This window comes from Streptomyces sp. NPDC051183 (assembly GCF_040682455.1).
Lineage (GTDB): Bacteria > Actinomycetota > Actinomycetes > Streptomycetales > Streptomycetaceae > Streptomyces.
The window spans coordinates 1-13454 of sequence record NZ_JBFBBA010000031.1 but is presented as its reverse complement, the minus strand read 5'-3'; the positions used below and the strand labels follow the sequence as shown (position 1 = coordinate 13454).

Sequence of the window (13454 nt, the reverse complement as noted above, 5' to 3'; positions counted from 1 at the left end):
TGTTGCCGGAGACACGTCAGGCGAAAGGATCCCCCTGCAACGCCGACGACCGACCCGAACGAACCAGGCCGCCCACGGCGGCACATGACGCAGGGGGAACAACCACGTGATACGCAACGCGGCGCTGGGGAGCGCCGCCACTTTGATCACCGGCACGCTGGCGGCGAGCCTGCTGCTCGCCCCGTCCGCGACGGCGGCCTCGGCCGGCCGTGACAACGGGGCCGCCGAGGCGATCGGCACGCAGATCGCCGCCGCCCGCGCGGCCCGCGCCGGGATCGACTGGAAGGACTGTCCCGCCGACTGGGGCTTCGAGAAGCCCATCCAGTGCGGCTGGGTGAAGGTCCCGCTCGACTACAAGAAGCCGTTCGGCAAGACCATCGAGCTCGCCGTCGACCGGATCGCCAGCACCGGTACCAAGGAGGAGCGCCAGGGCGCGCTCATCTACAACCCCGGCGGCCCCGGCGGCTCCGGCATGCGCTTCCCGCGCCGCGTCACCACCAAGGCCCCGCTGTGGGTGAACGCCTCCAAGGCGTACGACTTCGTGGGCTTCGACCCCCGCGGCGTCGGCCACTCCGCGCCGATCTCCTGCATCGACCCGCAGGAGTTCGTCAAGGCCCCCAAGGCCGACCCGGTCCCCGACAGTGAGGCCGACAAGAACGCCCAGCGCAAGCTCGCCGCCGAGTACGCGGACGGCTGCCAGGAGCGCAGCGGCGAGATGCTGACGCACATGACCACGCCGAACACCGCGCGTGACCTGGACGTCATCCGTGCCGCCCTCGGCGAGCAGAAGCTGAACTTCCTCGGCGTCTCCTACGGCACCTACATCGGCGGGGTCTACGCGACCCTGTTCCCGACCCACGTGCGCCGCATGATCGTCGACAGCGTGGTCGACCCGGACCAGGACAACATCTGGTACGAGGCCAACCTCGGCCAGGACGTGGCCTTCCAGATGCGCTGGAACGACTGGCAGGACTGGGTCGCCAAGAACGACTCCGTCTTCCACATCGGCGACACCCGCGCCAAGGTCGAGGCCAAGTGGCAGGAGCTGCGCGCCAAGGCCAAGGCCAACCCGCTCGGCGGCGTGGTCGGCCCGGCCGAGCTGATCGGCTTCTTCCAGGGCGCCCCGTACTACGACTCCTCCTGGGTGCCCGTCGCCCAGACCTGGAGCGCGTACCTGGCCGGTGACGAGCAGGCCCTGATCGACGCCATCGCCCCGGACATGTCCGACACCAAGGGCAACGCCTCGGCGGAGAACGGCAACGCCGTCTACACCGCGGTCGAGTGCGCCGACGCCAAGTGGCCCACCAGCTGGGCCAAGTGGAACCGGGACAACTCCAAGCTGCACGAGAAGTACCCGTTCCTGACCTGGTCCAACGCCTGGATGAACCTGCCCTGCGCGACCTGGAAGTCCAAGCAGAGCACCCCGATCGAGGTCGGCGCCGGCCCCCGTCAGGGTCTGCCGCCGGTCCTGATCGTCCAGTCCGAGCGTGACGCGGCCACGCCGTACGTCGGCGGGGTCTCGCTGCACCGCAAGCTCGGCGGCTCGCGTCTGATCACCGAGCAGAACGCCGGCTCGCACGGTGTCACCAGCCTGGTGAACCCCTGCATCAACACGCGGGTGGACACCTACCTGCTCACCGGCAAGGTGGACGCCAAGGACGTGAAGTGCGCTCCGCACGCCACCCCGGTCGCCCCGGCCCCGGCCGCCGCGAAGTCGCTCGCCGAGGCTCCGGCCTCCGACCTGCCGGCGCTCGCGGACCTTCCCGCGGTCCGCTAGCACTGGGCAGTACCCGGTAGTACCGGCACCACCGCACCACCCGCGGCACCTGCGCGGGAGAAGGCTCAGCGCGTCCTGCGCCGGGCCTTCTTCCGCGCCTGCTCCTCCTCGGCCTTGACCTCGGCGGCGTACCGGTCGACGTACTCCTGGCCGGAGAGCTCCAGGATCTCGTACATGATCTCGTCGGTGACGGCCCGCAGCACGGCCCGCTCGCCCTCCATTCCCGCGTACCGGGAGAAGTCCAGCGGCCGGCCGAAGCGGATCGTCACGCGCCGGATGTTCGGGATCTTCTGCCCGGGCGGCTGGATCTCGAAAGTGCCGACCATCGCGCACGGCACGACCGGCACCCCGGCCCCGAGCGCCATCGCGGCGACGCCCACCTTGCCCTTGTAGAGCCGCCCGTCGTGCGAGCGGGTGCCCTCGGGGTAGATCCCCAGCAGATCGCCCCCGGACAGTACGCCCAGCCCCTCGCGCAGCGCTGCCTGGCCGGCGTCCTTGCCGGAGCGGTCCACCGGGATCTGCCCGGCGCTGCGGAAGAAGGCCGCGGTGAGCCGGCCCTTGAGCCCGGGGCCCGTGAAGTACTCGGCCTTGGCGAGGAAGGTGATCCGCCGCTTGAGGATCGCGGGCATCAGGAAGTGGTCGGAGAACGACAGGTGATTGCCCGCGACGATCGCGGCCCCCTCCGGCGGGATGTGTTCCAGGCCCTCGATCCGGGGTCGGAACAGCAGCCGCAGCAGCGGACCGAGCAACACGTGCTTGAGCAAGTGGTAGAACACCAGGCCGCTCCTGTCGATGTCCCCGTTGTCACCGTCACCGACATCTTACGGACGGTCAGGCGGGGGAAGCAGGGGGCGGTGGCGTCCGGGCTCAGCTGCTGCGCGAGGCGGCCATCCCCGCGGTCAGCAGCCCCAGCACCACCCAGCCGAACCACAGCCAGCCGTTGCTGCCGAGGGCCACGGAGTAGCCGGCGACGGCCACCAGGGCGGCGAAGGTCATCACGGCCATCGCCTTAACGGATCCGGTCATGCCCCATGGTGGCGCGCGGAGGCGGTCCCGCGCTACTGGCCACGCGCTTGGAGTGTGGCGAGATAGGCGTTGTACGCCTCCAGCTCCTGGTCACCGTCGCGGTCCGCGGCCCGGTCGGAGCGCTTCGCCGCCCGCTGTTCCGAGTGGTACCACTGGTAGACCAGCGCGATCAGCACCAGCACCGAGGGGACCTCGCTGAAGGCCCAGGCGATGCCGCCGCCCCACTGCTGGTCGAGCAGCGGATCGATGCCGAGGGAGGCCGGGGGAGTCGCGTACGTCTTGACCATCGGCTCGCTCGCCATCATCAGCGCGATGCCGAAGAAGGCGTGGAAGGGCATCCCCGCGAACAGCTCCAGCATCCGCATCACGTAGCCGGGGCGGTGCGGGCCCGGGTCGACGCCCATGATCGGCCAGAAGAAGACCAGGCCGACGGCGAGGAAGTGGACCATCATCGCGATGTGCCCGGTCTTGGACTCCATCAGGAAGTCGAAGATCGGCGTGAAGTACAGGCCGTAGAGGCTCGCGATGAACAGCGGGATGGTGAACACCGGGTGGGTGATCACCTTCATGTAGCGGCTGTGCAGCAGCATCAGCAGCAGCTCGCGCGGCCCCTTGACCCCCCTCGCGGCGGGCGGGATCGCGCGCAGCGCCAGCGTCACGGGCGCGCCGAGCAGCAGCAGGATCGGGGAGAGCATGCTGATGACCATGTGCTGGACCATGTGCACGCTGAACATGACCATGCCGTAGTCGTTCAGCTTGGTGCACATCACCAGGGCCACGCTCAGCACACCGGCCGTGAAGGCGACGGTCCGGCCCGGCGCCCAGGAGTCCCCGCGCCGGCGCAGCCGCACCACGCCCCATGCGTACAGGCCGAGGCCCACCAGGGAGCCGATCAGGAAGAAGGCGTCGAAGGAGAACTCCAGCCCGCGCCCGAGCGTGAAAGGCGGCAGGTCCATGTCCATGTCCATGCCCGCGTGCGCGAGGTAACTCATCTCTTCCACTCCCTTGACCTGTGGTGCCCCACCACAGTAATGCCGCCCCCGGACGGCGATTCGTCCGGGGGCGGTGTCAGAAGGGGGGAAATATCACGCGGCCGCTATGTCACAGGACGTTCTGCGCCTCGGAGTACCGCTCGGCCGGCACCGTCTTGAGGGTCGCGGTCGCCTCGGCGAGCGGCACCATCACGATGTCGGTGCCGCGCAGCGCGGTCAGCATCCCGAACTCGCCGCGGTGGGCGGCCTCCACCGCGTGCCAGCCGAAGCGCGTGGCGAGGACCCGGTCGTACGCGGTGGGCGTGCCGCCGCGCTGGACGTGGCCCAGGATCACCGGCCGGGCCTCCTTGCCGAGCCGGTGCTCCAGCTCGACGGCGAGCCGGTTGCCGATGCCGGCGAACCGCTCGTGGCCGTACATGTCGGTGCCGCCCTGCTCCAACTCCATCGAGCCCTCGGCGGGCTTGGCGCCCTCCGCGACGACGACGATCGCGAACCGCTTGCCCGCCGAGAAGCGCTCGCCGACGATCGCCGTCAGCTCCTCGATGTCGAAGGGGCGCTCCGGGACGACGATCGCGTGCGCGCCGGCGGCCATGCCCGAGTGCAGCGCGATCCAGCCGGTGTGGCGGCCCATGACCTCGACGACCATCACGCGCTGGTGGGACTCGGCGGTGGTCTTCAGCCGGTCCAGGGCCTCGGTGGCCACGCCGACGGCGGTGTCGAAGCCGAAGGTGACGTCGGTCGAGGCGATGTCGTTGTCGATGGTCTTGGGGACGCCGACGATGGGCAGACCGGCCTGCGAGAGCAGGTGGGCGGCCTTCAGGGTGCCCTCGCCGCCGATCGGGATGATGGCGTCCAGGCCGAGGTCGGCGACGTGGCCGCGGGCCCGCTCCACCCCGTCGCGCAGGTGCGCGGGCTGGACCCGGGAGGATCCCAGGATCGTGCCGCCGCGGGCCAGGATGCCGCTCACGGCGTCCAGGTCGAGCTTGCGGTAGTCGCACTCCAGCAGGCCGCGCCAGCCGTCGACGAAGCCGATGACCTCGTCCCCGTGGTCGACGACGGCGCGGTGCACGACGGAGCGTATGACGGCGTTGAGGCCGGGGCAGTCGCCTCCGGAAGTGAGCACACCAATGCGCATGGCAGGAATGACCTTTGCAACGTGGGCCGACGACCGGACCACGTCGTCCGGTTGGAACTACCCTGCACCCTACAAGTGGACCGGCGGTGGACTGAACCATCCTCCACATGCTGGTCAGATCATCTGTGCGAACGCACGTCGGCCCGGCCCCCCGAGGGGAATCCGGGCCGTACGGGGTGCGGCCTGCGGGTTACGCGGGCTGCGTGGCCGCCGCGATGCGCTCGGCGCGCAGCGCCTCGTACCAGCGGTCGTCGATGGGCGGAAGCGCGTTCACGTCGAGGGCCAGCTTGAGCAGCAGGTCCGCGATCTGCGGGTTGCGGGCCATCACGGGGCCGTGCATGTAGGTGCCGAACACCGTGTCGTTGTACGCGCCTTCGGTGCCGTCGCCCGTGCCGTTGCCGCGGCCCAGGCGGGTCCGGGCGAACGGCTTCGCCGTCGGGCCGAGGTGCGTGACGCCCTGGTGGTTCTCGAAGCCCGTCAGCTGCGGCAGGCCGAGCTGGGGGTCGATGTCGGCGAGGACGTCGCCGACGCACCGCTCGCCCTCACCGCGCACGGTCACCACGTCCAGCAGGCCGAGGCCTTCCTGGCGCTCGCCCATGTCGTTGACGAACTCCCGGCCGAGGATCTGGTAGCCGGCGCAGACGGAGAAGACGATCGCCCCGTTCGAGACGGCCCGCTCCAGACCGCCGTCGCGCAGCAGCCGCTCCGCGGCCAGGCGCTGCGGCCGGTCCTCGCCGCCGCCGATCAGGTAGATGTCGCCCGAGGTCGGGATCGGCTGGTCGCTGCGCACGTCCGCGCGCTCCACGTCCAGGCCGCGCCGGCGCGCCCGGCGTTCCACGACGAGGGCGTTGCCCTGGTCTCCGTACGTGCTCAGCAGGTCGGGGTAGACCCACACCAGACGCAGGCTGTTGTCGCTCATGCTCGTGTCCTCTGCGGTTCTGAAGGGGCGCTAGTTGCCGACGCGGCGGCGCACGTCCTGGAAGGCGGTGTAGTTGGCGATCAGCTCGATCTGTCCGGGCGGCGCCAGCTGCACGGCCTCGTCGAGGGTCTCGCACACCCGGAAGTCCAGGCCCGCGACCTCCAGGCGGACCGCGAGGTCCAGCTTGCGGTCGCCGATGACGAAGATCGGGTGGCCCGCGAGGCGCGTGTAGTCCACGTCCCACAGCCAGGAGGTGTCGGTGCCGTCGGCGCCGCGCGCGTTCACCGAGAGGATCACCGGGGTCGGCGGCGGGTCGATCAGCGAAAACGTTTCGAGCCAGCCCGCCGGGTTCTTCGCGAGCAGCAGCCGCAGCTCACGGCCCTGGAAGCCGACCACGTCGTAGCGGCCGGCGACGGCCTGCACCTGGTACATGCGCTCCAGCGCGACCTGCGGCGGGACGCCGAAGACCGCGGCCACGGCGGCCGAGGTGGCGGCGTTCGCCTTGTTGGCGCGGCCGGGCAGCTGGAGGTGGATCGGCCAGGCACTGCCGTGCGGGTCGAGCACGTGGTCGCCCGAGAGCACCCAGCTCGGGACGGGGCGGCGGAAGCCGCACTCGCCGCAGAACCAGTCGTCGCCCGGGCGCTGCATGACGCCACCGCAGGAGGGGCACGACCAGGCGTCGTCCTTCCACTCCTGGCCGGCCGCGACCCACACCACGTTCTGCGAGGACGAGGCGGACCACACGATCAGCGGGTCGTCGCAGTTCGCGACGATGACCGCTTTGGAGCCCGAGAGGCCCTCGCGCCACTTCTCCGCGAGCATGCGGGTCTCGGCGGCGCGGTCCAGCTGGTCGCGGGAGAGGTTCAGCAGGGCGATCACCTTGGGGGTGACGTCCCGGGCCACTCCGGCCAGGTACTTCTCGTCCACCTCGATGACGCCGTACTTGGCGTCGGAGCCGCCCGCGAGGGCGGAGGTGATGCCGGCCGGCATGTTCGCGCCGAGGGCGTTGGAGACGACGGGACCGCTGGCCCGCAGGGCCTCCGCGATCAGCCGGGTCGTCGTGGTCTTGCCGTTCGTCGCCGAGACGAGGACGACGTCGAGATGCTGCGCCAGCGCGCCGAGAAGATCGGGGTCGAGTTTGAGTGCGACCTTGCCGCCGATCACCGATCCGCTTCCGCGTCCCGCGGCCCGCGACACCGCCGCCGCGGCCTTGCCCGCCGTCACGGCCAGCTTGGCCCGCGGCGAAAGCGGCTCTGTGTTGCCTGCCATCGTCCCTTGTCCTCCTTGCGTCGGTCGCCCCCAGCCTATCCAGTACCGGCCCGGGCCCTGACCGCGGCGCCCCCGAGCCGCCGAAGATCTCCTCATATAGTCGCCCGTCGTACCCTTACGGCCATGCGACAGCGCCCCATCCCCGGTACCACCGGCATCGTCCGCACCATGAGCCTGCTCGGTGACCCGGTGCTCCACTCGGCCTGCGCGGAGGTCACCGAGTTCGGCCCCGCCCTGGACCGGCTCATCGAGGACATGTTCGCCACGATGTACGCCGCCGAGGGCGTCGGCCTCGCCGCGAACCAGATCGGCGTCGGGCAGCGGGTGTTCGTCTACGACTGCCCCGACGACGAGGACGTCCGCCACGTCGGGCACGTGGTCAACCCGCGCCTGGTGGCGGCCGACGGGGACGAGTTCCGAGGGCCCGAGGGCTGCCTGTCCCTGCCGGGGCTGGAGGCGGGCACGGTCCGCTTCGACCACGCGGTGGTGGAGGGGGTCACCTCGGACGGCGCCCCCGTGCGGATCTCCGGCACCGGGTTCTTCGCCCGGTGCCTCCAGCACGAGTGCGACCACCTCGACGGCACGGTCTACGCGGACCGGGTCACGGGCTTCCGGGCCCGCAGGCTGCGCCGCGAGATCCGCAAGGCTCCCTGGAACGCCGGTTCGCTGCGCGGCTAGGTCGGGGGAACCCGGCTCCGCCGGGCACCGGGCTCCGCCCGGACCCGCGCCTCAAACGCCGGCGGGGCTGGATTTGCCCGGCGGGGCAGGATTCGCCCCGGCGGGGCCGGAGTCCGTCCCGGCGGGGCCGGAGTGCGTCCCGGCGAGGCCGCGCTGGATTCGCCCGGCGGGGCCGGGCCGGGGTGGGTCTGCCCGGCCGGCCCGGGCCCGGGTGGGCTAGAAGCCCGGGCCGTCCGCGCGGTTGCCGGCGGTGCCCAGGCGGCCCCAGAGGAGGTCGGTCAGGCCGGTGACGAGCTCCGCCCGCTCGCACGGGCGCTCGCCGAGCCACCAGTCGCCGGCCGCGTGCATCATGCCGACGATGCCGTGGCCCCAGATGCGGGCGAGCCGCTCGCCGCCCGGGCCGAGGTCCACGCGCTCGCCGATCACCTTGGCCAGTTCCTCGCCGAGCCGGCGCAGCAACGGGGCCGAATGCAGGCCGACGTCGAAGCCGCGCTCCGCGGTGTGCGAGTCCTCGGCCGGGTGCATGAGGAAGCGGTAGACCTGCGGGCGGGCCTCGATGGCGACCAGGTACGTGTCGAGGGTGGCCTCGACCCGGCGGCGCCGCTCGGCCGGCGCGTCGAGGGCGGCGCGCAGGGAGTCGAGCAGCGCGTCCGTGTGCCGGACGGCGAGCGCCTGGTAGAGGCCCGCCTTGTCGCCGAAGTGCCGGTAGAGGATCGGCTTCGTGATGCCGGCCTCCGCCGCGATGGCGTTCATGGACGCCTTGGGGCCGTCCCTGAGGACGACCCGGTCGGCCGCTTCGAGCAGCTCCCGCCGCCGGCGCTCCGCCGCTCCTGGCTCGCCGGCCTGCTGAGTGGTCTCCATGACGTGTTTCTCTCCCCGCCCTTGCGATGTGCGTGACGCCCACGCAACGTAACACCCCGCACACCCTCGAGATCGAATCGGCGGCCGCCCGCCGCCTGCTCCCGGCCGCGCTTGACAGTGCCTACTCGCCGGTAACAGACTGTGCCGATCGCTCGGGTTACCGCTAGTAACCGCTCGTGAGACAAGCAAGAGACACCTGGAGGGGACATGGCGGAGTTCACCATGGAGCTCAACGACGACCAGAAGCAGGTACGGGACTGGATCCACGGCTTCGCCGCCGATGTCATCCGGCCCGCCGCTGCGGAATGGGACGAGCGCGAAGAGACTCCGTGGCCCGTCATCCAGGAGGCCGCGAAGGTCGGCATCTACTCGCTCGACTTCTACGCCCAGCAGTTCTTCGACCCCACCGGCCTCGGGATCCCGATGGCGATGGAGGAGCTCTTCTGGGGCGACGCGGGCATCGCCCTGTCCATCGTCGGCACCGGCCTGGCCGCCATCGGGGTCGTCGCCAACGGCACCGAGGAGCAGATCGGCACCTGGATCCCGCAGATGTACGGGACCCCCGACGACGTGAAGGTCGCCGCCTTCTGCTCCTCCGAGCCCGACGCCGGCTCCGACGTCGGCTCGATGCGCACCCGCGCCGTCTACGACCAGGCCAAGGACGAGTGGGTGCTCAACGGCACCAAGACCTGGGCGACGAACGGCGGCATCGCCAACGTCCACATCGTCGTCGCCGTCGTCGACCCGGAGCTCGGCACCAAGGGCCACGCCTCCTTCATCGTGCCGCCGAACACCCCGGGCCTCTCCCAGGGGCAGAAGTTCAAGAAGCACGGCATCCGCGCCTCGCACACCGCCGAGGTGGTGCTGGAGGACGTACGGGTGCCCGGGTCCTGCCTGCTCGGCGGCAAGGAGAAGCTGGACGAGCGCCTCGCCAGGGCCCACGAGCGGGCGCGCAGCGGCGGCGGAGAGCGCGTCAAGAACGCCGCCATGGCCACCTTCGAGGCCTCCCGCCCGGCGGTCGGCGCCATGGCCGTCGGCACCGCCCGCGCCGCCTACGAGGTCGCCCTCGACTACGCCAAGACCCGCACCCAGTTCGGCCGCCCGATCATCGACAACCAGGGCGTCGCCTTCCAGCTCGCCGACATGCGCACCTCGATCGACGCGGCCCGGCTGCTGGTCTGGCGGGCCTCCTGGATGGCAGTGGCCGGCCGGCCCTTCACCTCGGCGGAGGGCTCGATGTCGAAGCTCTTCGCGAGCGAGGTGGCCAAGAAGGTGACCGCCCAGGCGGTCCAGATCCTCGGTGGCAACGGCTTCACCCGCGAGTACCCGGTGGAGCGCATGCACCGCGACAGCGCGATCTACACGATCTTCGAGGGGACGAGCGAGATCCAGCGCCTGGTGATCGCCCGCACGATCTCGGAGATGCCGATCCGCTAGCCGCGAGGCCCGCCCGGCCCCGGCCCTCCTCGGGACCGGGCCGGGCCCCGGTCGGGTCGGGCTCAGGCCCCGCTCAGCAGGCGGTCGACCGCCCGGCCGAACAGCCGCCTCCCCACCGCCGCGACCACGGGGTCCAGGGCGCGGGGCAGGCCCCGTAGACGGATCTCCTCGCGCCAGTGGACCTCGCTGCCCCCGGCCGGCCCGGGGCGTACCTCGATCTCCGCCCAGCCGGTCACCGCGCGGCCTTGTTTGACCAGACGCACCAGCCCTGGTGAGGCCCCCTCCGGGGGCTGCCAGACGGCCACTTCCATCGGGTCGTCGAACGTGATGCTGCCCACGCCCGTCCGCGCCGTGAAGCGCGTTCCGACGCGCGTGGGCCCTGCCGTTTCGATGATCGTCCGGGTCAGCGGTACCTGCGCCCCGTGGCGTTCCCAGGCCGTCAGCCGGTGCCATGCCCGCGACGGGGAGAGGGGCGTTCGGTGAACGATCCGGATAGCGGGCATGAGCGCATGGTAATCGGGCATACACACCCTGAACTGGACCGCGAATATGGGTTCCGTCCAGGGGTGGCGATCAGCAATACTCACCGCCACCGTGGATCGCGGATTCGACCGGGTGACCACCGGCCCTCCCGCCCCACTCTGCGAGGAGGTGCGCCATGTGCTCCCACCAGCCCCCCTGCCCTAGCGCCGAAAGCGCCGATCACGACGCCGCCCGCACCGTCGCCTTCCACCCCGAACAGGGCTGGAGCCTGCTGTGCAACGGCGCCGTGGTCTTCGACGACACCGGTGAACTGCTCCCCGACGGCCGCACGGTGGAACCCCGCCGCCCGGCCCTGGTCTGAGCGAGGAGGCAGCATGCGCCAGCAGCTGATCCGCAAGCCCGTCCCCAAGCCCGCACCCCGAGACCTGGACCTGCGCACACCGTCGGGAAGACCCCTCCCGTACTGACGGGAGCCCACGAGCAGTCCAGTACGTACCCGTAGGTCGTCCACCGGTTGGTGCTCAGCCGGTGGACGCCGCCGCGCCGCCCCGGAACGCGGCCTCGTAGGCCTCGTCGCCGATCGCCGCCCGGGCCTGGCGCTCGCCCTGGTCCCGCAGGGCCGTCAGCGACGGAGAGCCCATCTGCGGCCGGCCCACCGTGCGCCACCAGGCGTGTCCCGTGCCCAGCAGGCGCGCCGCCAGCTCGCCGTCGCCCAGCGCCGCCACCGCCGCCGCCAGCAGGTCCAGGCCGAGCGCGATGCCGAAGCGGTCGCCCAGCAGCCGCTTGCCCGACAGCATGGCCCGTACGTGCCGGGCCGCCTCCCCGTGGTGGCCGAGGCCCAGCGCGGAGACGGCCAGGACGTAGTCCGCGTACGCCCGCAGCCAGCGCTCGCCGAGTTCCGTACAGGCCTCCCGCAGGCCGCGGGCCTCCTCGGCGGCCTCCTCGAAGCGGCCGAGGTCGCACAGCGCGTACGCCGTGGCCAGCCGGCACAGGAGCCAGCCCGCGCCGTTGGGCCGGCCGCCGTGGTCGGCGCGTGCGCGGGGCCCGGCCAGTTCGAGGGCCAGGGAGGCGTCCCCGGGCATCATCACGGCCACCGCGTGCAGGTAGGCGGCGCGCAGTTCCGGCTCGGGGTCGGCCAGCCGGGCCGCCTCGCGCCGGCACTCCTCGCCGAGCTCCCGCGCCGCGTCCAGGTCGCCCTGGAGCAGCGCCGTGAGCCCGAGGGCCCAGAGCGCGCCGGTGTACGCAGCCCCCGAGCGCGGGGCCGCCCGCAGGGCCCGTTCCAGGAAGGCGCGGCCCTCGTGCACGTGCCCGCACGAGAACCAGAAGAACCACAGGGCCCCGGCGGTCTCCAGGGCCGCCGCGGGGTCCGAGCGCAGCAGGTGCTCCAGGGCGGTGCGCAGCTGCGCGTGTTCGGCGGTCATCCTGCGGTACCAGTCCACCTGGCCCGGCCCCAGCCAGCCCCGGTCGGCGGCCTGGGAGAGCGCCGCGTACCAGTGGGCGTGCCGGTCGGCGACGGTCCGTACCTCGCCGAGCTCCACCAGCCAGTCGTGGCCGTACTCGCGGATCGTGTCCAGCAGCCGGTAGCGGGCCCCGGCGCCGCGCTCCTCGGTGCGCAGGACCACCGACTTGGCCACCAGCCCGGTGAGCACCCGCTCCACGCGGGACGCGGGCAGCGGGCCGCCCGAGCACACCGCCCGCGCGGCGGCGACGTCGAAGTCCCCGGTGAACACCGAGAGCCGGGCCCACAGCAGCCGTTCGACAGGCTCGCACAGCTCGTGGCTCCAGCCGATCGCGGTGCGCATCGTCTGGTGCCGGGGCGGCAGTACCGCCCGGGTGTCGGCCAGCATGTCGAAGCGCGCCCCGATCCGCTGCGCCATCTGCTCCAGGCTCCACAGCCGCATCCGGGCCCCAGCCAGCTCCAGCGCGAGCGGGATGCCGTCCAGACGGCGGCACACCTCGGAGGCGACGGCGGCCCGTTCGGGGTTGTCGAAGGCGGCCGCGGACTGCGGGGTCGCGGCGAGGGCGCGGGCCCGGAAGAGCGCGAGGGCGTCGCTGTCGGGTCCCTCGCAGGGCAGTGGACGGACCTCGACGACCACTTCGCCTGGGCAGCCCAGTGGCTCGCGCGAGGTCACCAGTACCGTCAACCCGGGTGCGGACTGGAGGAGTTCACCCACGAGGTGCCGGCATGCGGAGACCAGGTGTTCGCAGGTGTCCAGGACGAGGAGCAGCTCCTTGTCGGCCATCCACGCGCACAGTTCCTCGTCGAGGGCGCGCGCGGAGTGGTCGGCCAGGCCCAGGGTGTGCGCGACGGTGGCGGTGAGCAACTCGGGGTCGCGCAGCGGCGAGAGCTCCACCCACCAGGCGCCGTCCTGGTGTCCCCGCCGGGAGCCGGCGACGGCGCGCAGGGCGAGCCGTGACTTGCCGACACCGCCGACGCCGGTGAGGGTGATGAGCCTGTGGTCGCGCAATAAGCCCGTGAGGACGCCGAGTTCTTGCTCCCGGCCGACGAAGCTCGCCGATTCCGGCGGCAGGTTTCCTGGCACGGCGCCAGAGTCTGGCTCAGGGGCGCCGCCCGCGGGGTCTGGCTGATTGTTGTTGACCGAGTACTCACCGAACACGGATGTATTGTGCGTGATCTTCCTTGGCGGAAGTGCGGTTCGGACTGATCCCGGTCACGAGTTACGCACGACTCCAGCGCCGCTCAGCCGGTCCTACGTTGTTGGCATGGGTTGAACGGGCCGTCGTAAGGTCCAGAGATCCAGAGACACCGGGTATGGCTTTCAGCCGGTTGCCCCTGATGGTTCAGCTCACCTGGCCACCCGGTGTCTCACGACGACTCGACCGCTGATTAGGAGCTGCGGGCCCCTCGGGTGCACC

The 13454-nt window shown here is 71.8% G+C and carries 13 protein-coding genes; 4 read left to right on the top strand and 9 right to left on the bottom strand.

Annotated elements, in window-relative coordinates; all coding sequences use genetic code 11:
- Positions 1 to 106: 106 nt before the first annotated feature.
- The gene (locus tag AB0M99_RS25365; RefSeq protein ID WP_365924166.1) at positions 107 to 1777 is read left to right on the top strand and encodes an alpha/beta hydrolase; all 1671 of its coding nucleotides are present in this window, start codon (positions 107 to 109) and stop codon (positions 1775 to 1777) included.
- Between the two features lie 65 nt (positions 1778 to 1842).
- On the opposite strand, the gene AB0M99_RS25360 is transcribed toward AB0M99_RS25365, so the two are convergent.
- From AB0M99_RS25360 to AB0M99_RS25335, 6 genes are all read right to left on the bottom strand, one after another.
- Positions 1843 to 2553 carry a lysophospholipid acyltransferase family protein gene (locus AB0M99_RS25360; RefSeq protein ID WP_365924164.1) on the bottom strand — a complete coding sequence of 237 codons (711 nt, stop codon included), beginning with the start codon at positions 2551 to 2553 and terminating at the stop codon, positions 1843 to 1845.
- A 91-nt stretch (positions 2554 to 2644) separates the two neighbouring features.
- Positions 2645 to 2803 carry a hypothetical protein gene (locus AB0M99_RS25355; RefSeq protein ID WP_365924162.1) on the bottom strand — a complete coding sequence of 53 codons (159 nt, stop codon included), beginning with the start codon at positions 2801 to 2803 and terminating at the stop codon, positions 2645 to 2647.
- Between the two features lie 32 nt (positions 2804 to 2835).
- Positions 2836 to 3795, bottom strand: a complete 960-nt coding sequence (locus AB0M99_RS25350) for a cytochrome c oxidase assembly protein (RefSeq protein WP_365924160.1) — start codon at positions 3793 to 3795, stop codon at positions 2836 to 2838.
- 109 nt (positions 3796 to 3904) lie between these two features.
- Positions 3905 to 4930, bottom strand: coding sequence for a 6-phosphofructokinase (locus AB0M99_RS25345; protein WP_365924158.1), 1026 nt, complete (start codon positions 4928 to 4930; stop codon positions 3905 to 3907).
- Between the two features lie 190 nt (positions 4931 to 5120).
- On the bottom strand, positions 5121 to 5849 hold the full coding sequence (locus AB0M99_RS25340; RefSeq protein WP_365924156.1) for a glutamine amidotransferase: 729 nt from the start codon (positions 5847 to 5849) through the stop codon (positions 5121 to 5123).
- Positions 5850 to 5879: 30 nt separating this feature from the next.
- A complete protein-coding gene (locus AB0M99_RS25335; RefSeq protein WP_365924154.1) occupies positions 5880 to 7118 on the bottom strand; it encodes a MurT ligase domain-containing protein in 1239 nt (412 codons plus the stop codon).
- 123 nt (positions 7119 to 7241) lie between these two features.
- On the opposite strand from AB0M99_RS25335, the gene def reads away from it, so the two are divergent.
- Positions 7242 to 7796 carry a peptide deformylase gene (def, locus tag AB0M99_RS25330; protein WP_365924152.1) on the top strand — a complete coding sequence of 185 codons (555 nt, stop codon included), beginning with the start codon at positions 7242 to 7244 and terminating at the stop codon, positions 7794 to 7796.
- Positions 7797 to 8012: 216 nt separating this feature from the next.
- On the opposite strand, the gene AB0M99_RS25325 is transcribed toward def, so the two are convergent.
- Positions 8013 to 8657: a TetR family transcriptional regulator gene (locus AB0M99_RS25325; protein ID WP_365924150.1), complete on the bottom strand. Its 645-nt coding sequence runs from the start codon at positions 8655 to 8657 to the stop codon at positions 8013 to 8015.
- Between the two features lie 207 nt (positions 8658 to 8864).
- Between AB0M99_RS25325 and AB0M99_RS25320 the strand changes: the two genes are divergently transcribed.
- Positions 8865 to 10094, top strand: a complete 1230-nt coding sequence (locus AB0M99_RS25320) for an acyl-CoA dehydrogenase family protein (RefSeq protein WP_365924148.1) — start codon at positions 8865 to 8867, stop codon at positions 10092 to 10094.
- Between the two features lie 62 nt (positions 10095 to 10156).
- Here AB0M99_RS25320 and AB0M99_RS25315 read toward each other — a convergent pair whose 3' ends face one another.
- The gene (locus tag AB0M99_RS25315) at positions 10157 to 10597 is read right to left on the bottom strand and encodes an SRPBCC family protein (protein ID WP_365924146.1); all 441 of its coding nucleotides are present in this window, start codon (positions 10595 to 10597) and stop codon (positions 10157 to 10159) included.
- A 155-nt stretch (positions 10598 to 10752) separates the two neighbouring features.
- Between AB0M99_RS25315 and AB0M99_RS25310 the strand changes: the two genes are divergently transcribed.
- Entirely contained in the window at positions 10753 to 10938 is a 186-nt protein-coding gene (locus tag AB0M99_RS25310) for a DUF5999 family protein (protein ID WP_365924144.1), read from the top strand.
- 160 nt (positions 10939 to 11098) lie between these two features.
- On the opposite strand, the gene AB0M99_RS25305 is transcribed toward AB0M99_RS25310, so the two are convergent.
- The gene (locus AB0M99_RS25305) at positions 11099 to 13120 is read right to left on the bottom strand and encodes an NB-ARC domain-containing protein (RefSeq protein WP_365924142.1); all 2022 of its coding nucleotides are present in this window, start codon (positions 13118 to 13120) and stop codon (positions 11099 to 11101) included.
- Between the last annotated feature and the right edge of the window lie 334 nt (positions 13121 to 13454).